18 protein-coding genes are annotated in these 21,980 nt (G+C 73.8%); 8 read left to right on the plus strand and 10 right to left on the minus strand.

What is annotated here, in order from left to right:
* Window positions 1-946: FGGY-family carbohydrate kinase (locus tag D450_RS0106740; RefSeq protein ID WP_017537915.1), on the plus strand; the 946-nt coding region annotated here is incomplete at its 5' end.
* Window positions 947-1,108: 162 nt separating this feature from the next.
* Here D450_RS0106740 and D450_RS0106745 read toward each other — a convergent pair.
* The gene (locus D450_RS0106745) at window positions 1,109-1,879 is read right to left on the minus strand and encodes a DUF4389 domain-containing protein (protein ID WP_017537916.1); all 771 of its coding nucleotides are present in this window, start codon (window positions 1,877-1,879) and stop codon (window positions 1,109-1,111) included.
* Window positions 1,880-2,206: 327 nt separating this feature from the next.
* Here D450_RS0106745 and D450_RS29645 point away from each other — a divergent pair, with 327 nt between their 5' ends.
* On the plus strand, window positions 2,207-3,274 hold the full coding sequence (locus tag D450_RS29645) for an NAD-dependent epimerase/dehydratase family protein (RefSeq protein WP_083932561.1): 1,068 nt from the start codon (window positions 2,207-2,209) through the stop codon (window positions 3,272-3,274).
* Between the two features lie 34 nt (window positions 3,275-3,308).
* On the opposite strand, the gene D450_RS0106755 is transcribed toward D450_RS29645, so the two are convergent.
* Window positions 3,309-4,313, minus strand: a complete 1,005-nt coding sequence (locus tag D450_RS0106755; protein ID WP_026128416.1) for a YeiH family protein — start codon at window positions 4,311-4,313, stop codon at window positions 3,309-3,311.
* Between the two features lie 139 nt (window positions 4,314-4,452).
* On the opposite strand from D450_RS0106755, the gene D450_RS0106760 reads away from it, so the two are divergent.
* The gene (locus tag D450_RS0106760; protein WP_017537919.1) at window positions 4,453-5,406 is read left to right on the plus strand and encodes a LysR family transcriptional regulator; all 954 of its coding nucleotides are present in this window, start codon (window positions 4,453-4,455) and stop codon (window positions 5,404-5,406) included.
* A gap of 130 nt (window positions 5,407-5,536) precedes the next feature.
* Here D450_RS0106760 and D450_RS0106765 read toward each other — a convergent pair whose 3' ends face one another.
* Both D450_RS0106765 and D450_RS0106770 read right to left on the minus strand, forming a co-directional pair.
* Window positions 5,537-6,361, minus strand: coding sequence for an HpcH/HpaI aldolase/citrate lyase family protein (locus D450_RS0106765; protein WP_017537920.1), 825 nt, complete (start codon window positions 6,359-6,361; stop codon window positions 5,537-5,539).
* On the minus strand, window positions 6,361-6,861 hold the full coding sequence (locus tag D450_RS0106770) for a MaoC family dehydratase (protein WP_017537921.1): 501 nt from the start codon (window positions 6,859-6,861) through the stop codon (window positions 6,361-6,363). The genes D450_RS0106765 and D450_RS0106770 overlap by 1 nt, the downstream gene beginning before the upstream one ends.
* A 252-nt stretch (window positions 6,862-7,113) precedes the next feature.
* Between D450_RS0106770 and D450_RS0106775 the strand changes: the two genes are divergently transcribed.
* Complete coding sequence (locus tag D450_RS0106775; protein WP_017537922.1) at window positions 7,114-7,905, plus strand: SAM-dependent methyltransferase; 792 nt, start codon at window positions 7,114-7,116, stop codon at window positions 7,903-7,905.
* A gap of 548 nt (window positions 7,906-8,453) precedes the next feature.
* On the opposite strand, the gene D450_RS0106780 is transcribed toward D450_RS0106775, so the two are convergent.
* Window positions 8,454-10,730, minus strand: coding sequence for a LuxR C-terminal-related transcriptional regulator (locus D450_RS0106780; protein WP_017537923.1), 2,277 nt, complete (start codon window positions 10,728-10,730; stop codon window positions 8,454-8,456).
* Window positions 10,731-11,037: 307 nt separating this feature from the next.
* Window positions 11,038-12,207 (minus strand): MalY/PatB family protein, encoded by a 1,170-nt coding sequence (locus D450_RS0106785; RefSeq protein WP_017537924.1) that lies wholly within the window; start codon window positions 12,205-12,207, stop codon window positions 11,038-11,040.
* Window positions 12,208-12,579: 372 nt separating this feature from the next.
* Between D450_RS0106785 and D450_RS0106790 the strand changes: the two genes are divergently transcribed.
* The gene (locus tag D450_RS0106790) at window positions 12,580-14,283 is read left to right on the plus strand and encodes a formate--tetrahydrofolate ligase (protein WP_017537925.1); all 1,704 of its coding nucleotides are present in this window, start codon (window positions 12,580-12,582) and stop codon (window positions 14,281-14,283) included.
* A gap of 109 nt (window positions 14,284-14,392) precedes the next feature.
* Here D450_RS0106790 and D450_RS0106795 read toward each other — a convergent pair whose 3' ends face one another.
* Window positions 14,393-16,522, minus strand: coding sequence for a catalase (locus D450_RS0106795; protein WP_017537926.1), 2,130 nt, complete (start codon window positions 16,520-16,522; stop codon window positions 14,393-14,395).
* Window positions 16,523-16,659: 137 nt separating this feature from the next.
* Window positions 16,660-17,223: a type 1 glutamine amidotransferase domain-containing protein gene (locus D450_RS0106800; protein WP_017537927.1), complete on the minus strand. Its 564-nt coding sequence runs from the start codon at window positions 17,221-17,223 to the stop codon at window positions 16,660-16,662.
* A gap of 232 nt (window positions 17,224-17,455) precedes the next feature.
* Between D450_RS0106800 and D450_RS0106805 the strand changes: the two genes are divergently transcribed.
* Both D450_RS0106805 and D450_RS0106810 read left to right on the plus strand, forming a co-directional pair.
* Window positions 17,456-17,653 carry a hypothetical protein gene (locus D450_RS0106805; protein WP_017537928.1) on the plus strand — a complete coding sequence of 66 codons (198 nt, stop codon included), beginning with the start codon at window positions 17,456-17,458 and terminating at the stop codon, window positions 17,651-17,653.
* A complete protein-coding gene (locus D450_RS0106810; RefSeq protein ID WP_017537929.1) occupies window positions 17,650-19,128 on the plus strand; it encodes a sodium:solute symporter family protein in 1,479 nt (492 codons plus the stop codon). The genes D450_RS0106805 and D450_RS0106810 overlap by 4 nt, the downstream gene beginning before the upstream one ends.
* Before the next feature lie 247 nt (window positions 19,129-19,375).
* Here D450_RS0106810 and D450_RS0106815 read toward each other — a convergent pair whose 3' ends face one another.
* The gene (locus tag D450_RS0106815) at window positions 19,376-20,056 is read right to left on the minus strand and encodes an AfsR/SARP family transcriptional regulator (protein ID WP_017537930.1); all 681 of its coding nucleotides are present in this window, start codon (window positions 20,054-20,056) and stop codon (window positions 19,376-19,378) included.
* Between the two features lie 163 nt (window positions 20,057-20,219).
* A complete protein-coding gene (locus D450_RS0106820) occupies window positions 20,220-21,140 on the minus strand; it encodes a LysR family transcriptional regulator (protein ID WP_017537931.1) in 921 nt (306 codons plus the stop codon).
* A gap of 348 nt (window positions 21,141-21,488) precedes the next feature.
* Here D450_RS0106820 and D450_RS0106825 point away from each other — a divergent pair, with 348 nt between their 5' ends.
* Window positions 21,489-21,908: a hypothetical protein gene (locus tag D450_RS0106825; RefSeq protein ID WP_017537932.1), complete on the plus strand. Its 420-nt coding sequence runs from the start codon at window positions 21,489-21,491 to the stop codon at window positions 21,906-21,908.
* Window positions 21,909-21,980 lie beyond the last annotated feature (72 nt).

Below are 21,980 nucleotides of genomic sequence, written 5' to 3' on the forward strand. Positions count from 1 at the left end.
GCGCATCACCGGCGCGCAGGAGGCCGTGACCGACCGCGGCGACGCGTCGGGGACCGGCTACTTCTCGCCGGGCGAGGGCGCCTACCGCGAGGACCTGGTGCGCCTGGCGTTCGGCCGGGGGCTACTGCTGCCCCGCGTCGCCGGCCCCGGTGAGGCGCTGGAGTGCGCCCCCGCGCCGGGGCGGGAGGCGCTGCGGGCGGCCGGCGTGGGCACCGGGGACAACATGGGCGCGGCCCTGGGGCTGGGGCTGCGCCCGGGCGACGTTGCGGTGTCGGTGGGCACCTCGGGCACCGCCTTCGCCTCGGTGCCGCGGCCCACCGCCGACGAGCGCGGGCTGGTGTCCGGGTTCGCCGACGCCGCGGGGGGCTTCCTGCCCCTGGTGTGCACGCTCAACGCGGCGCGCGTGCTGGAGGCCGGGGCGACGGCCCTGCAGGTCGGCCGCGAGGAGTTCGACCGGCTGGTCCTCTCGGCCGGGCCGGGGGCCGAAGGGCTGGTGCTGCTGCCGTACCTGGAGGGCGAGCGCACGCCGAACCTTCCGGAGGCCGCCGGGCGGCTGGACGGCATCACCGGTGCGAACCTGCGCCCGGCCAACATCGCGCGGGCGTTCGTGGAGGGCATGCTGTGCGGCCTGGCCGACGCCGTGGACGCGCTGGCCGACAACGGCGTCCCGGTGGAGCGGGTGCTGCTCATCGGCGGCGGCGCGCGCTCTGAGGCCGTGAAGACGCTGGCACCCCAGGTGTTCGGGCGCCCCGTGCTGGTGCCCGAGGACAGCGAGTACGTCGCCGACGGCGCCGCGCGGCAGGCGGCGTGGGCCCTGCTCGGCGGCGCCGAGCCCCCTGAGTGGGGCACGGGTGCACAGACCGAGGAGTGGACCGGTGAGGCCGCCCCTGAGGTCAGGGAGCGCTACGCCGAGGTGCGTGCGCACCTGCAGGCCCAGAACCCGTGATCACGGGTGGTGTGCGCGGCTCGGGCGGTGTGGCCCGGGTCCGCTGACGACGCAGGGGGCCGGGCTTCCGCCCGGCCCCCTGCGCATTCGCGCGCCATCCGCTCGGCGATGCTGCCGGAGCGGCATCTCTCTTCGTCCCTAGGGCCGAAACGCGTGGGGGGGTCACGCCGTGCCTGTGGGCCCCTCGGGCGGCGCCTCAGGGGGCGCCTCAGGGGGCGGTGCCTGTTCCGCTTCGACTCCTACCGGCTCGCGCGCACCCAGGTCGATGCGGAACGGCGGATAGGTGTCGGTCATGAGGAAGGCGTAGGGCAGGACGCGGTACCACCATCGGGCGATGCCCATGAGGAAGTCGAACAGTCCCCGCGGGTATCGCCCCGTGAACAGCAGCGCGATCGCCACGAACACCAGCAGCACGGTGACCAGGCCGACCCCGCTCGCCGTCACCACCATCCACTCCCCGCCCGGGGCACCGGCCGCCATGGTCTTCTCGTCGTAGCCGTTGCCGACGGCCACCGCCAATCCGCTGTAGAAGATCATGATGACCAAGTAGTGCGGAAGGGCGAGCAGCCACCACTTCACCAGGACCAGCCCCCGGGAGAGCTGTCCGGGCTCGGCGATGTCCAGGCGCGCCGGGTAGTCAGGGGCCGGCCCGAGGGTGAAGGGCGGGTACCGGTCGGTGCCGAGCACGTTGTAGCCGTAGAAGTCCACGCGCCACGTCCAGCGCAGCACCCCGAGGTTGAAGCGGTAGATCCAGCCCGGGTAGCGCGCGGTGATCAGGATCGCGACGAACGCCACGATCGTGAGAACCAGGAAGGCCAGCCACAGGAAGAACAGGATGATGTAGTGCGGTATCGCCAGGAGCCACTTGACCAGCCACATCCAGCGGCTCGGGTTGTCCAGGTCGCCTTCGACCCGGACCGGGGTGGTCGTCATCTCGATGCCCTCCAGACACAGGGGATGGTCCTGCGTAAGGCCATGTGATCGGCCGTCCCCCCGGGATGACGGCGGTCGGTTGCAGCGGTCTCCAGTGGACCGCGGACGAACGCCGCCCGATTAGGGGTGAACCGCCCTCCATCCGGGGACCTTCGGGCACTCCGCCCCCCGCCGCGCCGGCAATCCCCTTCCCGCAAACACCCGAAGGCGGTATCGCGCCTCGCGAAAGGCCCCTCTCGGGCGCAATCCCGGCGGACATCAGGACCGTCCCTGAGGGGATTCCGGGTTCGGCTTCCCGCGATTCCTCCAAGGGCCGATAATGGCCGGATGCCGAAAGCAGTGATCCTCGGCGGAACGGGACTCGTCGGTCGGGCGGTCGCCCGTCGCCTGTCGTCCTCGGGCTGGACCGTCGTCTCTGTGGCGCGCACTGCGGGAAGCCTCCCCCGTGATCTGGTATGCAGCGGTGTGGTGCTTCGCGTCGCCGACCGAACGGCCCCCGAGGGCCTCGAGAACGCACTGGCGGAAGGCGCCGACCTGCTCGTCGACTGCGTCTGCTACACCGCCGCCGACGCGAATCGACTCCTCCCCTTTCTGGGCGACGTGGGCTCCACGGTGATGCTCTCCACCAAGGCCGTTTACGTGGACGAACGGGGACGCCATATCAATTCTCCGACGAGTCCGCGGTTCACCGGCCCCATCACCGAGCAGAACCCGACCATGGCGCCGGGAAACGGCGACCACGACTCGCCCGAAGGGTACGGCGCCAACAAGGTGGCCGCTGAACGGACCCTTTTGGACAGCGGCCGCCCGGTCACCGTTCTTCGGGCGTCCAAGATCCACGGCGAGGGCGCCTCGCCTCCCCGCGAGTGGGTGTTCGTGAAGCGGGCGCTGGACGAGCGCAAGACGCTCTTCCTCCGCCGCCGGGGGGCGTCCGTCGACCACACGACGGCGGCGGTCAACCTCGCCGCACTGGCCGAGCGGGTGGCCTGGATCCCCGGGCGCCGGATCCTCAACATCGCGGACCCCGACTCCCCGAGCGTTCTGGAGATCGCTCGGACGGTCGGCGCCCATTTCGGGCACGAGTGGGACCTGCGTTTCGTGGACGCGACCTCCCCGCTGGGAAGGACCCCTTGGGACACGGCCGCCCCGATCGTCCTCGACATGTCGGCGGCTTCACTGCTCGGCCACGTGCCCGTCGGCACCTACGCCGAGCCGGTCGGCCCCGCACTCGACCGGCTCGCCGAGCAGGCCCGCAGAGCTGTTGAGAGGGGCGAGGGGGACGAGGCGATCGTCGGCGCCTCGTTCACCGGGAGGTTCCTCGACTACGCGGCGGAGGACGCGGTGCTCCGAAGCGGCGCAGAGGCCGCTCAGTGTTCTGAGGCGGCGGCTCTATGAGGCGGCGCTCTGAGCCGGTCCGGCGCGCGGAGCCTCAGGCGACCGCCGTCAGGCCGGCGAGGGTCAGTGTTGCGATGAACGTGCTCGCGGCGGCTCCCAGTGCCAGGGGGCGGGCTCCGCTCTTCGCCAGGGTCGGGAGGTGCACCCCGGTCCCCATCGCGAACAGGCCCGCCGAGAGCAGCACCGTCTGCAGCACTCCCCCGACGACCAGTGCCTTCTCCGGGAGCAGACCGCTGCCGCCGATCGCCGCCGCCGCGAGGAAGCCGACGACGAAGAGCGGGACCAGCGGCGGACGGCGGTCGGTTTCCTGCTCAGGGCGACAGGACGTCGTGCGCCTCCGCCAGGCCCCGAGGACGACCATCAGCGGCGCCAGGAGCACGGCCCGGGTCAGTTTCACCACCACCGCGACGGCCAGCGCCGTTCCTCCCGCCGCGCCCGCTGCCGCCGCCACCTGGCCGACCTCGTGGACGCTCGCTCCGATCCACATCCCCGTCAGGCCAGGACCCAGCCCGATCGTCGCCCCGAGGGCGGGCAGCACCGGAATCGCGATGGTCCCGAACACGGTCACCAGCCCGACTGCGGTCGCCACGTCATCGTCGTCGCCGCCAACGGCATCGTTGGCTGCGGCCACGGCCGACGCCCCGCACACCGACACCCCGGCGGCGATGAGCATCCTGCGCTCAGGCCCGATCCCCATCACGCGCCCGAGGACCACGGTCGCGACGAAGGTCGCCACGAGCCCGCCGGCCACCACCAGCAGGACGGGTCCGCCCAGTGCCAGCACGGACGGCAGCGACAGTCCCAGTCCCAGGAGCACGATCCCCGCCCGCATCGGCGTCTTCACCGCCGCCTTCAGGCCGGGCCGTGCCCGGTCGGGGACGAGGCCCGTGTTGGCCAGCACCGCCCCCAGGACCAGTGCGGCGACCAGGGCGCCGAGGTCCGGGACGAACGCGTGCAGCACCAGCGCGGCCGCCACTCCGGCCGCGGTCAGCGCGGCCCCGGGAAGCAAGCGGACGTAGCGCTCCGGGATTCGGGACACCTGAGGGGAAGGGGACTTTCTGAGCATGCCCCCACCGTCCCGCCGCCCGCCCCCTCCCGGTAGCCGCCGAATCCGCGGGAGGACATGCAGTCACTGCACGGGTCCTACCTCCACCGGGCGGGTGGCCTACAGTGACCGCATGACCAACGGCCACCCGCGCAACGGCGCGCCGGGGGCGGGAACAGGGGCCCACCGCACGTGGCCCGACCTCGCCAGCATCGAACTGTTCCTGCTGGTCGTGGAGGAGGGCAGCATCGGCCGGGCCGCCGCCCGCGCCGGGCTCACCCAGGCCTCCGCCGGACGGCGGCTGGACACCCTCGAACGCGAGCTGGGCGTCCCCCTCCTGCTGCGCACCACCGGCGGCTCCCGGCCCACCCCGCAGGGGCGCACCGTCGCCGACTGGTCCCAGGCCGTCCTGGACGCCGCCCGCGACCTGACCGGCGGCGTCGCGGCGCTGCGCCGGGACCGCAGGGCCACGCTGCGCCTCGCGGCCAGCATGACCGTGGCCGAGTACCTGGTCCCGGGGTGGCTGGCGCGCCTGCGCGAACGGGCGCCGGAAGTGGAGGTCGCGCTCGAGGTGCTCAACTCCGAGGAGGTCGCCCAGCGGGTGCGCGACGGCGACGCCGACCTGGGCTTCGTGGAGTCCTTGGACGCCCCGCACGGGCTCGACCGGCGCCTGGTGCGCCGGGACCGCCTGGTCGCCGTCGTCGCGCCGGGGCACCCGTGGGCCGCGCGGAGCCGCCCCCTGCCCGCCCGCACCCTGGCCGGGACGGCCCTGGTCACCCGCGAGCGCGGGTCCGGGACGCGCACGACCCTGGAACAGGCGCTGCGCTCGGCGCTCGGCGCCGACCCGGAACCCCCGGCACTGGAGCTGCCCTCGAACGCGGCGGTGAAGGTGGCGGTCCAGAGCGGGGCGGCGCCGGCCGTGCTCAGCGAACTCGCCGTCGCCGCCGAACTGGCCGACGGCCGCCTGCGGGAGGTCCCGGTCGGCGGCGTCGACCTGCACCGCCCGCTGCGTGCCGTGCGCCGCCCGCACACCCGGCCGGTTCCCCCGGCCGACCTCCTCGTCGAGATCTCCGCCGAAGGCGAGTGACGGGCTGCGGCCCGCCGCCCCTCAGCCCGTGGGCGCACAAGGCCGAGGGGCGCCGAGAGGTTCGGGCACGGCTCCCTCTCCCTCCGGCAGAGGGGAAGCGCGCCCGAACCCCGGGCCTACTGAGGGCGCCTCACTCCCCGGCCCGGCGGAGGACCGCCCGCGCCTGGCCCAGCAGGGGCGCGTCGATCATGCGTCCCTCGTACCGGAACACCCCCGAAGGGTTCTCCTCGGCCGCCTTGAGGACGCCGCGCGCCCAGCGCACCTCCTCCTCGGGCGGGCGGAAGGCCTCCCGGATGGGCTCGGCGTGGCCGGGGTGGATGCACATCTTGGCCCTGAAACCGGTCTCGGCCGCCTCGCGCGCCTCCGAGGCCAGCCCGTCCAGGTCCGCGATGTCCAGGTACACCGTGTCCACCGCGGGCTTGCCGTGCGCCGCCGCGGCGATCAGGACCGAGGAGCGCGCGTGCACCACCACGTCGTGCATGCCCCCGGCGGAACGGCGGCTCGACGCCCCGCCGAGGTCGGCCATCAGGTCCTCGCCTCCCCAGGTGAGCGCGGCGCACCCGGGCTCTGCGGCGATGGCGGGGGCGGCCAGGACGCCTGCGGCCGACTCGCACAGCGCGATCACCCGGGCCGGCTCCAGCACGCGCACGGGCTCCGCCCCCTCGGCCTTGGGCAGCATCACGAACCGCACGCCCAGTTCCCGCACCGCGCGCGCGTCCTGCTCCCACCACGGACTGCCGAAGGGGTTGACACGGACGATGGTCCGTTCCGGGTCCAGCTGCGGCCAGGCCTGGGACAGCTGCTCCCGCGCGCCGTCCTTGGCGTCGGGGGCGACGCTGTCCTCAAGGTCGATGATGACCGCGTCGGCGCGGGCCGCCGCCTTGGCATAGCGGTCGGGCCGGTCGCCCGGGCAGAACAGCAGCGCCGGGCCGGGGATGTCGGGAACGCCGGTCATCACTCCCCCTCCGGCTTGCACAGCATCAGAGCGCTCCGCTGAGCGCGCGCGACGAGGTCGCCGTCCTGGTTCAGGGCGCGGTGCTCGAACTTCACGACGCCGTTGCCCGGACGGGAGGAGGAGAGCCGCTTCTCCAGCACCGTCGTCTCGGCGTAGAGCGTGTCCCCGTGGAAGACGGGGCGGGGGAAGGCGATCTCCCCGAAGCCCAGGTTGGCCACGGTGGTGGCCTGGGTCAGCTGGGCCACGCTCAGCCCCACCAGTGTGGAGAGGGTGAACAGGCTGTTCACCAGCGGACGCCCGAACTCGGTGGACGCGCTGAAGTGGGCGTCCAGGTGCAGGCTCTGCGGGTTCATGGTGAGGGTGCTGAAGAAGGTGTTGTCCGCCTCGGTGACGGTGCGTCCGGGCCGGTGCTCGTAGACCGCGCCCTCCTTAAGCTCCTCGTAGTACAGGCCGCGCTGCACGATCCGCTCAGGGGTCGCCTCCGGACCGCGTTCCTCCACGTCGCCTCCTCGTCGAGCCGTTCCGGGCGGGGTGTGCCCGTGATCACTTCGCCATGCTTGCACACCGCCTCCGCGCCGCCCGGCCCGGGAGCTCCCCTCTGCGGGGACCCGTGTCCATGTCGCGAATTTTCGGCGGAGCACGGCATGCGTGCGCCTTCTGAGAGGAATAGAGTCCGATCCGACGCTTCACCCCGACGCCCACCCCCTCCGCGCACGAGCCGTGCCCGCGCCGCGCGCTAGATCGGACCGACGATGACCGAGCCGACGATCGACGACCGCGTCCCCCACTCCGCCCGGGTATGGAACTACTGGTTGGGCGGCAAGGACAACTACGCCGTCGACCGCGAGGTCGGCGAAAGGCTCAAGGAGATCGTGCCCGAGGGCGTGGTGAGCGCACGCGCGGACCGGCAGTTCCTGGCGCGCTCGGTCCGCCACGCCGTGCTCGACGGCGGCATCCGCCAGTTCCTCGACGTCGGCACCGGGCTGCCCACCGCCGACAACACGCACGAGGTCGCGCAGGCCGCCGCGCCGGAGTGCCGGGTGGTCTACGTCGACAACGACCCGCTGGTCCTGGTCCACGCCCAGGCGCTGCTGGTCGGAACGCCCGAGGGCGCCACCGACTACATCCACGCCGACGTGCACGACCCCGAGGCGATCCTGGCGCAGGCGTCCCGCACCCTCGACACGGGGGCGCCCGCGGCCGTCGTCCTGTCGAGCGTGCTGAACTACGTGGTCTCCCAGCAGGAGGCCCGCGCCATCGTCTCCGCGCTGATGGGCGCCTTCCCCTCGGGGAGCCTCCTGATCGTCGGGCACCCCACGGCCGACGTCGTCCCCGAGCGCATGGAGGAGCTGCTCCGGGTCTGGAACGAGGCCAACCCCCACCCCATGCGGACGCGCAGCAAGGGCGAGATCGAAGAGCTCTACGAGGGGCTGGAGCTTCTGGAGCCGGGCGTCGTCTTCGCCCCCGACTGGCGGCCCGACGCCGGCACGCTCTTCGCCGGCCGCGCCATTCCGCACCTGGTGGCCGTCGGCCGCAAGCCCTGAGCCACGGCCGCGACGCCAGGGCCCCGGCCCCCGGGGGCGCGAGGGGCCTGCGACGCCCAAGGCGCCCAAAGCGCCCTGTGGGACGCGGTCTCCGTATCCGGACCGCGGTCCCATCGGTGTCCCACCGCACTCCGCCGTCGGCAGAGCACGTATCCGTATGGGTAAGACGGCGGACCGGTCGTCCGTAGGGCGGCCGGTGGACTTCCGTGCACCCAACCGGCCCCGAGTGCACACGTTCTCACCGCTCAGGGCCCCAGAATTGATCGTGCGGCCGGAGGTCCTGGAATCCGGGCCGCACCGAGGGGATCCCCTGGGGGAGCAGTGTGCGGACGCCGCTTGAGGGGGAGCGGCGTCGCCGCTCCTCCAGGGACCACTCTCCCGCCGTGCCCGCCTCGTGTCCAGCCCGCGCCGTCCGTCCGCGAGGGGGACCGGCGGCACGGCGGTCCCATGTCCGCACCGTTCTCCCCGCCTCGGCCGACGCGGCCGGCGGCGCGCGGGCGCCGCCCGCGGCGCACACGGCCCCTGGCCACGCCCTCATCGGAGGGCCGTCACTCGGGGGCGGGCTCGGCCAGCCGTTGCCCCACCAGCACCCGGGAGGACACGCCGAGCTTGGCCAGGATGTTCTCGACGTGGGTGTCCACGGTCCGCTTCGAGATGATCAGGCGCTCGGCGATCGCGCGGTTCGACAGCCCTTCGGCGATCAGGCCGGCGACCTCGCGCTCACGGACGGTCAGCGCGGACCGGCCCGGAGGCGGGTCCCGGCGCCCGGGCGTCAGCGTGTCCGCCCCGGCGACCGCCGCATCGGCGACCTCGTCCAGGGGGTGCTCCGCCCCCTCGGCGAACAGCTCGGCGAAGTGCCCCTCCCCCAGGCCGGCGCGGAGCGCCCGCACCGCCTCCTGGTGGAACGCCTCCATGATCGCGGTGCCGCCCAGCCGCTCCCCCGCCCGCTCCCACAGGGGGTCGGCCGCGCCCAGGAGCCAGGCCGCGCGCTCGAGGCGCTCCTGCCCCAGCGCGCCCAGGGCGCTGACCTCCAGGGAGTAGGCCAGGCCGACGAAGTCGCCGAGCTCCCGCTTCATCCTGATGGCGGGGCCCGCGGCGGCCTCGGCGCCGTCGGTGTCGCCCTTGAAGGTCAGGGCGGCGCTGGTAATGACCAGAATGTAGGAGCGCAGCCACATCTCGGTGTCCAGCCCCTCCAGGCGCGCCAGCCCCTCGGCGCCCACCGCCACCGCCTCGTCCAGCCGGCCCGCCAGCAGGTGGAGGTAGGCCTGCTGGGCCAGGAGGGACACCTCGGTCGTGAAGTCGCCCGCGGCCTTCGCCGCGGCCAGGCAGGCGTCGTACTCGGGGACGGCGTCGTCGTGCCGTCCGGCGAACACCAGCGCGAGGTGGCGGTACAGGTGGATGCGCCCCCTCAAGCGCTCGTCCGGGCCCTCCGGCAGGTCCGTCGCCTGGTCCAGGTCGGCCAGGGCCTCATCGAGTTCGCCGCGGAAGGTCCCCAGGTAGGCCCGGACCCCCATGGGCCACACGCGCTCAGGGGCGTGCTCGGGCAGCGCCTCCACGGCCTTGGACAGCCAGTACCTGCCCTCCTTGAGGCGGCCGGAGATCTGCCAGTAGCCCCACAGGGACGCGGCCAGGTGCGCCGCGCGCGTCTCCCACCCCGCCGTGCCGAAGGCGTACTCCAGGGCGACCCGGATGTCGGCGTGCTCAGCGGCGAGCGCGCGAAAGCTCCCGAGCTGCTCTTCGGTGAAGCGCCGGTCGAGGCGGTCGGCCAAGCGCTGGCAGCGCTCGATGTGGCGACCGCGGAGCTCCCGCTCCTCCCCCGCCTCGGCCAGCCGCTCGGCCCCGTACTCGCGCAGCGTGTCCAGCTGCCGGTAGCGGTCGCCGCCCTGGTCGGCGCGCAGCACCACGGACTTGTCGACGAGGCCGATCAGGGCCTCCAGCACCTCGGCCCGGTCGAGCCCGTCGCCGGCGCACACCTCTTCGGCGGCCTCGGCGTCGAATCCCCCAGCGAAGACGGACAGCCGGCGCCAGAGCACCCGCTCCTGGGGCGTGCACAGGTCGTGGCTCCACTCGATGCCGGTGCGCAGCGTCTGGTGGCGGGACAGCGCCGCCCGGGAGCCGCCGGTCAGCAGCTGGAAGCGGTCTTCGAGCCGCTCCACCAGGCGCTGCAGCGGCAGGGCGCGCAGCCGCACGGTGGCCAGTTCGATGGCGAGCGGGATGCCGTCCAGGCGGCGGCACAGGCGCACCGCGTCGCGGCGGCCGGTCTCGTCCAGGGCGAAGCCGGGCACGACCGCGGCGGGCCGCCGCCCCNGGAGGGCGTCGGCGTCGTCCGGGTCGGGCACCGGCATCGGCGGGACGGGGTGGCTGAACTCGCCGAGGACGTTGAGGGCGTGGCGGGAGGTCGCCAGGACCGTCACCCCGGGGCACTCCCGCAGCACGACCTCGGTGAGCATGGCGCAGGCGTCGCTCAGGTGCTCGCAGGTGTCCAGGACCAGGAGCAGGTCGCGTCCGCGCAGGTACTCCAGGAGCACGTCCAGCTGGCAGCGGGCGTCCTGCTCGGCGAGGCCGAGCGTGGAGGCGACGGTGTGCGCGATCAGCTCGGGGTCGCGCAGTCCGGACAGCTCGACGAATCGCGCGCCGTCGGCGTAGCGCGGTGCCACGCGCTCGGCCACGTGCAGCGCGATCCGGGTCTTGCCGACGCCGCCGGGGCCCAGCACGGTGACCAGCCGCCCCTGGCCGAGGAGGTCGGTGACCCGGGCCACCTCCTCCTCCCTGCCGACGAACCCGGTCAGCTGCCGGGGGAGCGCCCCCGCCGTCCGCTGGATCATGATGCAGGTCCTCGCCCGTCCACCGTGACGCCGTATTCCGCCTCAGTGCGCACTGTACCGATACGAGGCTCTGCGTATACGGCGATTCCCTGAATCGCCCCCGGACGCGGAGGCACCCCCGCCTCACCGGCCGCCGGCCGCCGCACCGGCACCGGCAGGGGGCCGTGCGCGCCCTGCGCCGGGGACCTGCCGCGGGCCCCGGCCGCGCCCAGGAAGGCCGGGGAGAGCGGATCGGCCGCCGACCCGCCCGGCACGACCAGGCATTCGGGAGAACCCGGCGGCACACCGAGGTTCCCGGGGCCTGCCCTCAGCGGTCGGCGACGGCCGCGCCGATCGCACCGACCAGGCGTTCGAGGATCGGCCGCGGGGTGGCGAAGTTCAGGCGCACCCACCCGCGCCCCGCCTCACCGCACTCGGCTCCGTCCACGACGGCGACGCCCGCGTGCTCACGGAGCCACCCGGCCGGGTCGTCGTCGGGCACCAGGCCGCGCAGGTCGATCCAGGCCAGGTAGGTCCCCTCGGGAGGCCGGTAGGCGGCGCCGGGCAGGTGCTCGGCCAGCAGGTCGCCCAGGGCGCGCCGGTTGCCGTCCAGATAGTCCAGGACCTCGGCCAGCCACGGCGCGCCGTGGCGGTAGGCGGCGGTGTTGGCCGCCATGCCGAGGACACTGGCGCCGTGGAGGGTGAACGGCTCCATGCGCTCCACCGTCTCCGCGTCGGCGTCGTTGGTGACCATCAGTTGCGCGCACTTGAGGCCGGGGATGTTCCAGGCCTTGGAGGCGGACGTGGCGGTGATGCTGTGCCTGGCGGCGGTGGGACCGGTCGAGGCGTAGGGGACGTGCTCGTGGCCCGGGTAGGTGAGCGGTGCGTGCACTTCGTCCGCGAACACGCGCCCGCCGTGCCGGTCGACGACGTCGGCGACCGCCTCCAGCTCCCGACGGGTGAACACCCGGCCCAGGGGGTTGTGCGGATTGCACAGGACCAGCAGGTCTCCCCCGCTCTCGAAGGCCTCGGCGAGGGCGCGGGGGTCGAGGGTCCAGCCGTCTCGGCCACGCCGCATGGGGACCTGGACGATGTCGCGCCCCAAGCGCGCGGGAATCGTCAGGAAGGGCATGTAGCACGGCGTGGGAAGGATGATCGGGCTCCCCGGCCGGGAGAAGTGGGTGACGGCGATCTCGAAGGCGCGCAGCACGTCGGGCACCGTGTGGATCCGCTCGGCGGGGGCGCTCCAGCCGTAGGCCTTGTCGTACCAGTCCCGGCAGGCCTCGGCCAGCTCGGCGGCGGCTCCCGGGGGCGGGTAGCCGAAGGCGGCGCCCTCGACCGAGGAGCGCAGCGCCTGGAGGACCGGTTCCGCGGTCCCGAAGTCCGTTTCGGCGACGAACGCGCCCAGGACGCCGTCACCGAAGCGCGACCACTTCAGCGTCCCCCTCGCCCGCAGCTCTCCGGCCGTCAGTGCATCGAACTCCTCGGCCAGGCCCATGCGCCGCCCCTTCCCTCGTCTCCCTCGTCCCGGTCCGCCGCACCACGTCCTCCGCCATGCGTTCCCGCCCGGCGGGGGCGCACCCTCGGCGGTCCCGCCGGCGGCACGCGTCCGCCCGTCGGGCCGTGCCCGCCGAGGCCTCTCCACGCCGCCCCTTCCCGGTCTTCCCCGCCACGGGGCGCTCTCCCCCACCGCCGCAGGGCCTGCCCCGGTGGCCGCACCCGGCCATCTATTGCGTATTACGAAACTGATTGCGCTATACCCAACCGTGTTCGAGAATGTTGGTGCAGGATCCCAGTCCTACGTCGGGTTCCTCGTTCCGCGCCTCCTGCGGGAGACCGTGCCCCGGCGGGACGGGGGCCTTGAGGGGTGATGTCGTTGCCAATCCCGACCGACCTGGAGATCGCCCGCGGCGCCGAGCTGGAGCCGCTGTCGAGCATCGCCGACAGGATGGGGCTTCCGCCGGACCTGCTGGAGCCCTACGGCGACCACGTGGCCAAGATCCGCCTGTCCGCGCTGGAAGCGCTCAGCGAACGCCCCCGCGCCCGCTACGTCGTCGTGACCGCGGTGACGCCCACACCTCTGGGCGAGGGGAAGACCACCACCACGGTCGGACTCGGCGACGGCCTCAACCGCATCGGCCACCGCGCCTCCATCGCGATCCGCCAGCCCTCGATGGGACCCGTGTTCGGCATCAAGGGCGGGGCGGCCGGCGGCGGCTACAGCCAAGTGGTGCCGATGGAACGCCTCAACCTGCACCTGACCGGCGACATCCACGCGGTCGGCGCCGCGCACAACCTGCTGGCCGCCCTCGTGGACAACCACCTCTTCCGCGACAACTCCCTGGACATCGACCCGCACGACGTCTCCTGGCGGCGCGTGGTCGACATCAACGACCGCTCCCTGCGCTCGGTGGTCACCGGTCTGGGCGGCCGACTGGACGGGGTGCCCCGCCAGACCGGCTTCGACATCACCGCCGCCTCCGAGGTCATGGCGCTGCTGTCGCTGTCGTCGTCCGCGCGCGACATGCGCGCCCGCCTGGGGCGCATCATCGTCGCGGGCAACAGGGCCGGCAAGCCGGTGACGGCCGAGCAGCTGGGCGGTGCCGGGGCGATGGCCGCCGTTCTGCGCGAGGCGATCAAGCCGAACCTGCTCCAGACCCTGGAGCACACCCCGGTGCTGGTGCACACGGGCCCGTTCGGCAACATCGCCACCGGCAACTCCTCGGTCATCGCCGACCTGGTCGGCCTGCGCTGCGGCGACTTCCTGGTGACCGAGGCCGGGTTCGGGGCCGACATGGGCGCCGAGCGCTTCTTCAACATCAAGTGCCGTGTCTCGGGCGAGGCCCCCGACGCGGCGGTGGTGGTCGCCACGGTGCGCGCGCTGAAGGCGCACTCCGGGCGGCACGCGGTCGCCGCAGGGCGCCCGCTGCCCGAGGGGATGCTGGAGGAGAGCACCGACGACGTGCGGGCCGGCGCGGCCAACCTCGTCAAGCAGATCGAGAACTGCCGCCTGCACGGCGTCTCGCCGGTGGTGGCGGTCAACGCCTTCCCCACCGACCACGCCTCGGAGCTGGAGGAGGTGCGCCGGATCGCCGCCGAGGCGGGGGCCCGCAGCGCGGTGTGCACCAATGTCGCCGACGGCGGGAGCGGCGCCGAGGACCTGGCGCGGGCCGTGGCCGAGGCCGCGGACGAGGAGTCCCACTACGCGCCGCTGTACCCGCAGGACGCGGCCATCCGCGACAAGGTCGAGGCGGTCGCGCGCCAGGTCTACGGCGCCGACGGAGTGGAGTTCTCCGAGACCGCCGAGCGCCAGGTGCGCGCCTGTGAACGCGGCGGCCTGGGCGGGCTTCCGGTCTGCATCGCCAAGACGCACCTGTCCCTGTCGTCGGATCCGGCACTGCGCGGAGCCCCCACGGGCTGGACCCTTCCGGTCCGCGAAGTCCGGCCCGCGGCGGGGGCGGGATACGTCTACCTGATCTGCGGGACGATGCAGACGATGCCGGGCCTGGGCAGTGCGCCCGCCGCCTACGGCATCGACCTGGACGACGACGGAGAGATCACCGGCCTGTTCTGACCAGGGCGGGAATCGGTCCCGGTCTCCAGAGCGGCCCTCCCGGTGCCGGGAGGGCGGAGCGGCGGGGGCGGCGGGTGCCGCCCCCGCGGTGCCTTTCCCGGGGCCCGGGTCAGGCCGGGACGGTACCGGTCTCCCGCTCCCAGACCCTGTGTCCGGCCAGCAGGGTCGACAGCGCACGCGTGAGTTCCGCCGGGTCCTTGCCGCGGTGCGTGGCGACCCCCTGGTCCACCACGACGCCGTCGGCCGACGGCTCCGCCATGCCCAGGTCGGGCAGAGCCGCACGGGAGAGCACGTCCACCCCTTCGTTCAGCGCGGCGACCGGCTTGTGGTGCTTGAACGCCTCGGCGATGAAGTGGAGGGTGAGGCCGTCGGCCGACAGCCGCGCCGCGGACTCGGGCCCGCCCGGCACCGCCACCGCGTCGTAGAGCACCGAGGCGACGGTGCTCATGGCCCGGTCCGCCTCCAACCGTGCCCCGTCGGCGGTGCGCACGGGCCCGTCGTGCGGCGCCAGCACCTCGGCGTGGGCCCCGCCGTCGGCCATCGCGCCGCGCAGCGCCTCGACGTCGGCGCCCTGGACGCCGTCCGCGGCCAGGAGCGCCACCGTGCGCCCGGTGATCTCGTTCATCGCGGTGCGCGCCTGGCTCAGGGCCGGCGACGACCGCCGGGGGCCGGGCTCCCCCTCCCCCTCGGGCGGGTCCGCCCCGATCCCCTCGGCGACCTGGCGGGCCAGCCCGCGGTCGACGTTGACCAGGCGCTCGACGACGCGCTCGCGCACCTGCAGCGAGTCGCACTTGCCGAGTTCGAACCGGAAGGCCTCGACGAGGTGGTCGCGCTCCCAGGACGCGAGGCTGTTGTAGAACAGGGCGGCCTGGCTGTAGTGGTCCTGGAAGCTCTCGCTGCGCTTGCGGATCTTCGCGCCGTCGACCCGCTCCTGGTGGTGGCGGAACGGCTCAGTGCCCAACGCAGGGCAGCCCCCGCCCAGCGAGTTGGCGGCGTAGCTGGTCGTCCCCGTGTGGACGCGGTGCTGGCCGTAGCCGTCCCGCTGGTTGTTCGTGACCTCGGCCACCGGGCGGTTCACCGGGAGCTGCTGGAAGTTGGGCCCGCCCAGTCGGATCAGCTGGGTGTCCAGGTAGGAGAAGTTGCGGGCCTGGAGCAGCGGGTCGTTGGTGAAATCGATCCCCCGCACCACGTTCGCGGTGTGGAAGGCGATCTGCTCGGTCTCGGCGAAGAAGTTGTCCGGGTTGCGGTCCAGCACCATCCGGCCCACCGGGGTGACCGGGACCTCCTCCTCCGGCACGATCTTGGTGGGATCGAGCAGGTCGACGTCGAAGGAGTGCTCGTCGCTCTCCGGGATCAGCTGCATGCCCAGCTCGAACTCGGGGTACTGGCCGCTCTCGATCGCCTCCCACAGGTCGCGGCGGTTGAAGTCGGGGTCCTTGCCCGCGATGCGCTGGGCCTCGTCCCACACGAGCGAGTGCGTGCCCAGGCGCGGCGTCCAGTGGAACTTGACGAGGGTTCCCCGCCCCTCGGCGTTCACCAGCCGGAAGGTGTGCACGCCGAAGCCCTGCATGGTGCGGTAGCTGCGCGGGATCGCGCGGTCCGACATCAGCCACATGATCATGTGGAAGGTCTCGGGCTGGAGGCCGACGAAGTCCCACAGCGTGTCGTGCGCCGACTGGGCCTGGGGGATCTCGTTGTGCGGCTCGGGCTTGACCGCGTGCACGAAATCAGGGAATTTGATGCCGTCCTGAATGAAGAAGACGGGCATGTTGTTCCCGACGAGGTCGTAGTTGCCCTCCCGGGTGTAGAACTTGGTGGCGAAGCCCCGGACGTCGCGCACGGTGTCGGCGGAGCCGCGCGACCCGGCGACCGTGGAGAAGCGGACGAAGACCGGCGTCTTGAGCGACGGGTCGCACAGGAAGTCCGCGCACGTGTGGTCCGCGAGGGACTCGTACACCTGGAAGTGGCCGTAGGCCCCCGCTCCCCGGGCGTGCACCACCCGCTCGGGGATCCGCTCATGGTCGAAGTGGGTCAGCTTCTCCCGGAAATGGAAGTCCTCCAGGAGCGTCGGGCCGCGCTCGCCCACACTCAGCGAGTTGTCCGTGTCGTCCACCCTGACCCCGGTGTCGGTGGTCAGCGCCCCCTCAGGATCGACGCGGGCGTCGTCCAGCCGACGGTCCTTCTCGTCCCTGCCGGAGTCCTCCCTTTCCCCAGTGCGTCGTTCCGGGTTCTCGGGCATTGTGAAATCCTCCCGCTCGGTCTTCGGATGGCATCCGCCTCATGGGGTCGGCCGTCCGCCGACCGCCCTCCGGGCGGTCGGCGGACGCCCTTGATCGGCGTCGGGCCGTCGACGCCCCTCCCCCTCCCAGGGGCGTATCAGCGGGCGCCGGAGAGCTCGCTCCGGGCGATCTGCTCGATCAGGCGGTCGCAGAACGCGGTCAGGTCGCCCGGGTCGCGGCTGGTGGTGACGCCGCGGTCGGTGACGACCTCCTCGTCGACCACCTTCGCCCCGGCGTTCCGCAGGTCGGTGCGGATGCTGGGGTAGGAGGTCACGGTCCGGTCCCGCGCCACGCCGGCCTCGGCGAGGATCCACGGCCCGTGGCAGATCGCCCCGATCGGCCGCCCGGAGTCGGCGAAGGCCCGGACGAATTCGACCGCCTCGGCGACGATGCGCAGCCGGTCCGGGTTGATGGTCCCGCCGGGAACGACGAGCCCGTCGAAGGCGGCCGGGTCCGCCTCACCCGCCTTGCGGTCCACGGCGAAGGTGTCGGCGGGTTCGATGTCGCCGTTCATCGCCTGGATCGGCCCGGGGACGACGGACACCAGCTCGACCCGGGCCCCGGCCCCCTGCAGGGCGCCGCGGGGCCGCTCCAGCTCGACCTGCTCGACGCCGTCGGCGGCGAGCAGGGCCACCGTGCGCCCTTCCAGTTCACCGGCCATGACGGTTCCCCCTCCTCGTCTGTCGTGGCTCGTCCGCTCCGGCTACCCCGGCGTGCGGCGACCATGCGTACGGGAGTCGGGCGCGCCGCCGCGCCCTCAGGGGCGGGGCTCGGTGCCGGCAGAGGCGGAAGGGGCGGCAGGGCCGACGGGGGCGGTAGGAGACCGTTGCGCCGCCGGGGTCCGGGGCCTAGTGTCGCCTCTGCCCCTGCCCCCTCGCGCATCGGGAGGTCCCTTGCGCAGCAGGTCCTTGGCCGTGATCGTTCCGGCGGCGGCGTTGATGGCCACCCCCGTCCTCCCCTTCCTCAGAACGGGCGGCCTCTGGTTCGGGCTCCCACCGATGCTGGTGTGGGTCGTCCTGTGGTGCCTGGCGGTGACGCCCGTGCTGCTCTTCGTGGAGCGGGGCGCCGACCGCGAGGAGGGCGGGGCATGAGCACCACGCTCGCCATCGCCCTGGCCGGGATGGCCGCGATCGCCGCCTGCGGGATGCTCGGCCGGCGCCGCCCGTCGGGGGACCTCGCCGACTGGACCGTGGGCGGGCGCAACTTCGGCGCCGCCACGGTGTGGTTCCTCCAGGCCGGGGAGATCTTCACCGCCTTCACCTTCCTCGGGCTGGTGGGCCTGGTCTTCACCGGGGGCGTCGCCGCGCTCTACGTCGTGCCCTACCTGGCGGTCGGCTACATCCTGCTGTTCTTCGTCGGCCCCCGCATCTGGCGGCTGGGCCGGGAACGCGGCTACCTGACCCAGGGCGACTTCCTCGCCGACCGCTACGGCAGCCGCGTCCTGGGGGCGGTGTCGGCGGTCTTCGCCCTGCTCTTCCTCTTCCCCTACCTGCAACTCCAGATCACCGGCCTGGGTCTGGTGCTGGAGCTCGTGACGGGGGACGCCGCGTCCGGCGCGGTGAGCATGGCGGCCGGAACGGTGCTGGTGGTCGTGTTCGTGCTGTGGGCCGGGGTCCGCGGCGTCGTCACCACCGCCTACTTCAAGGACGCCGTCACCCTGGTGGTCATCACGGCGCTGGCGGTGGTGGTCCCGATCCACTACGCGGGCGGCCTGGGGAACGTGTTCGAGCGGGTGGCCTCCGAGCGGCCCGAGCTGTTGACCCTGCAGGTCGAAGGGGCCGGACCGGTGTGGTTCTTCACCAGCGCGCTGGTGAGCGTGCTGGGGTTCGGTCTGATGGGGCTGCCCTTCCTGTGGAACAGCGTGCTGAGTGCGGGGAGCGCGCGGGCGCTGCGCCGCAACTACGCGTTCCTCCCCCTGTTCACCCTGGTGGTCGCTTTCCCGGTGACGCTGGGATTCACCGCCGTGCTCGTGCTGTCCCAGGACACCGAGCCCAATGGTTCGCTGCTCACCCTGGTGCGCGAAATGCTCCCCGACCCGCTCGTGGGGGTCGTGGCGGTCGCTGCCCTGACCGCGTCGATGGTTCCGGCGGCGAGCATGGCGATCGGCGTCTCGACCCTGGTCGCGCGCAATGTGGCACCCGTACGCTCGCCCCGGACGCAGTTCTGGGTCAACCATGCCACGGTGGTCGCCGCCTGCCTCGCGGCGCTGACGCTGGCGCTGCTCAGGCCGGACCTACTCGCCAACCTGATCCTGCTGACGTACGCGGGGCTGGTGCAGATCACACCGGCCATCGCGCTCGCCCTGTGGCGGAGGCGGCCGGTGCACCCCGCGGTGGTCCTGGCCGGGATGACGGCCGGGGTGGCGGCGACGCTGGCGCTGTCCACGCTCTACGGGGCGGCGCTCGCCGGTGTGAACGCCGGCCTGTACGGGCTGGGGGTGAACCTGGCGGTCGTCGGCATCGGCGCTCTCGCCGAGCGCGCGGCGGTGCGCCGGGGTGCCCGGGACGGGTCCGCAGGAGGGGCCCGTGAACCCGGAGAGGAGCCCGAGTCCGCCCCGTCCGGGTGAGGTGTCCGCGGCCGGGCGCCCTGGAAACGGGTGGGCCGGGTGGGCGGAGGAGAACCTCCGCCCACCCGGCCGATGCAACCCTTACCGCCTCTTTGCCCAGCGGCAACCGATTCATGCGCGTTCATGGAGATTGTTTTCGCCGGTGCCCGGGGGGCCGTGGGCCGGGGTCGGGAACGACTCCCCTTCCGAACGCGCCGTTCCGCGGGTGCGGGGGCCGCTCCGGTCGGCGTCAGGAGGCCCGGCCGCCCTACCCGACCACCTCGGCCAGCCTCCGGCCCAGCCCGCCCCGGCCCCGGTGGACCGCCGCCATCGCCCGCGCCTCCGCCAGCGCGTCGCCCCCCTCCCCGAGCGCCCCCATGACCTCCAGGTAGCCGTCCAGCGCACGGACGGCCTCCTCCTCCAGCGGTTCGGCCACACCGCGCCGGAAGGCCGCGGACCCCAGCCCGTCGGCGGCGGGCCCCGTCCACAGCGCCAGCGCGTCGCGCAGGTCCGAGGCGGCGCCCCGGAGGTCGCCGCGGTCGGCGCCGCGCCGCGCGCGGCGGACCAGGGCCCGGAAGGCCGACAGGTCGAGCCGGTCGGCGTCGAGCTCGGCGCGGTAGCCGCCGGGGGTGGTGCTGATCAGGCCGGGGCAGTCCGCGTGCCGCGCCAGCGCGCCGCGCAGCCGGGCGACGTAGGTGTACACGGCCGCCTCGGGGTGTTCCGGCCCTCCTCCGCTGAGGATGTAGGGCACCAGTGCGCTCGCGGGCAGGCTCGCCCCGGACCGGGCCAGGAGGGCGGCGAGCAGGGTGCGCTGCTTGCCGCCCGGCAGCGGGACGGGGCGCGTCCCGCGCTGGGCCCGGACCGGGCCGAGGATCCGGAAGGCGGTCGTGTCGTGCGCGGCCTCCCCGTACGGGAAGGGGCCCGGGGGGCGGGCGGGGGCTGGCCTCAATGTCGCGGTCCGTCTCCGTCGGTCCGCCTCCGCGGAGCGCGGACGGTCGCCGCGCCCGGCACCGGGGGCGCATTTCATCACAACGGGCGATTGCGATCTTACCCTCTGCGATTCGAGGAGGACAGGGGCGACCCGGCCGGAAACGGCCGCGCGCCGCCCGGGCTCATCCCAGGCACACCGCCGCCTTCAGCCGCTCGCGGACCGGCGCCAGGTGCGGGTGGGTCTGGGCGCCCGCGCGCTGCACCAGGAAGCCGGTGTTGATCGGCGGGTCCTCGGGCTCCAGCAGCGCCACCAGCGCACCCGAGGACAGTTCGCGCGTGCACAGGTACCGCGGCAGGACGCTCACCCCGGCCCCGGCGGCGACCGCGGCGGCCACGCCCCGCAGATCGGGGACGGTGAGCGCGGGGGTCGCGGTCAGCCGCTCGCCGAAGACGTGCCGCCAGTAGCGGCGCAGGATGGGCAGGTCCTCGGCGTAGGACACCAGCGGGACCCCCGCGAGGGCGGTGGGCCCCTCGGCGGCCAGGCGGCCCGGGTCCAGCCGCTCGGCCCAGGCCGGGGAGGCCACCAGGACGAAGTCCTCGTCGGCGAGCGGCTCGGCCGCCAGAGTGCGCCCGCGCGGCCGCACCGAGGAGACCACCAGGTCCAGCCGGCCCGCGCGCAGGCCGGCCAGCAGGTCGTCGGCCAGACCGGTCGCCACCCGCAGGCGCACCCCCTGGCCGATGAGGGGGGCCAGCGCCGGCAGGCCGGTGGTGCACAGCATCTCGGCGGGGCCGCCCAGGTGCAGCGGGGGCACCGGGGCAGGCGCGTCGGAGGCGCCGCCGGCGACCGCCTCCAGGGCGTCCATCGGCCCGGCCAGGCGCCCGGCCAGGTCGTCGGCGACGGGAGTGGGCGCCACCCCGCGGGGCAGGCGCTCGAACAGTCGGCGGCCCATCGCCGTTTCGAGGGCCTTGACCTGCGCGGTGGCGGTGGGCTGTGAGAGCCCCGCCAGGCGTGCCCCCGCCGTCAGGGAGCCCGCGCGGTAGACCGCCAGGAAGGTGCGCAGCTGGTCGAGGTCGAGGCGGCCATAGGGATTCCGATCGCTCACTCTGCGGAGTCTATGGGCGGCGTGATCTCTCGCGCGCCAAGGGCCCGCGCCCCTCGGTACGGCTCCCTCTCGCCGAGGCGCCGGCGTCGCCCGCACCACGAGCGCCCGTGCGGGACCGGAGTCGCTTGAGGGGACCGCCTCCTGGAGGTGCACGCTCCTCTTCCCGCGTACACCCTGCGATGTAGAGCGATTGCACCGCGCAGCCCGAGGTGCCGGAACACGTGCCCTCTCTAGGCTCACTGGCCGTAAGCCGCCGCAGGACCGCGGTGGTGCTCGGAACGGAGCGTCGGGAGGACGACGGTGAGCGATCGAACTGCGCAGGGCGCCCGGGGACGGCTGGGAGTTCCGATGCTCGGGGTCATCGGCCTCGCCCTGCTCGGTGTCCCACGGGTCATCGCCCATGACCTGGAGGTCGTGGGGCCGGCGGCCAACGCCTTGCTCGTGTGGGCGCCGCTCACCGTCTGGGTGGTGGTGGCGCTGTGGAGGCGGGTTCCCAACCCTCTGCTCACCCTGATGGCGGTGGGGGTGGCGTACGGCGCGCTGCTGGGCGTGACGCACCAGGTGTTGTGGGCCTGGGCGTTCGATACACCGCCGGCGCTCGGCGGCAACCTGCAGGGCGTCCTTCCGCCCGCGGTGGAGGCGTTGGCGGTGCGGGGGTTCTCGTTGGTAAGCAGCCTTGCGGTGGGAACCCTCGTGGGAACGGGGTGCGGCGTGGTGGCGTGGCTGGTCAGCCGGGCCGTCCCGGGGTATCCGCGCACCGCCGCCTGACGGGCGTTCCGCCCGGGCACGGGTGCGGACGGGCACCGACGGGGCGGGAGCAAGGGCGGCCCCGGTACGCTC

This window comes from Nocardiopsis halophila DSM 44494 (genome assembly GCF_000341245.1).
In the GTDB taxonomy this organism is placed as follows: Bacteria; Actinomycetota; Actinomycetes; order Streptosporangiales; family Streptosporangiaceae; genus Nocardiopsis_A; species Nocardiopsis_A halophila.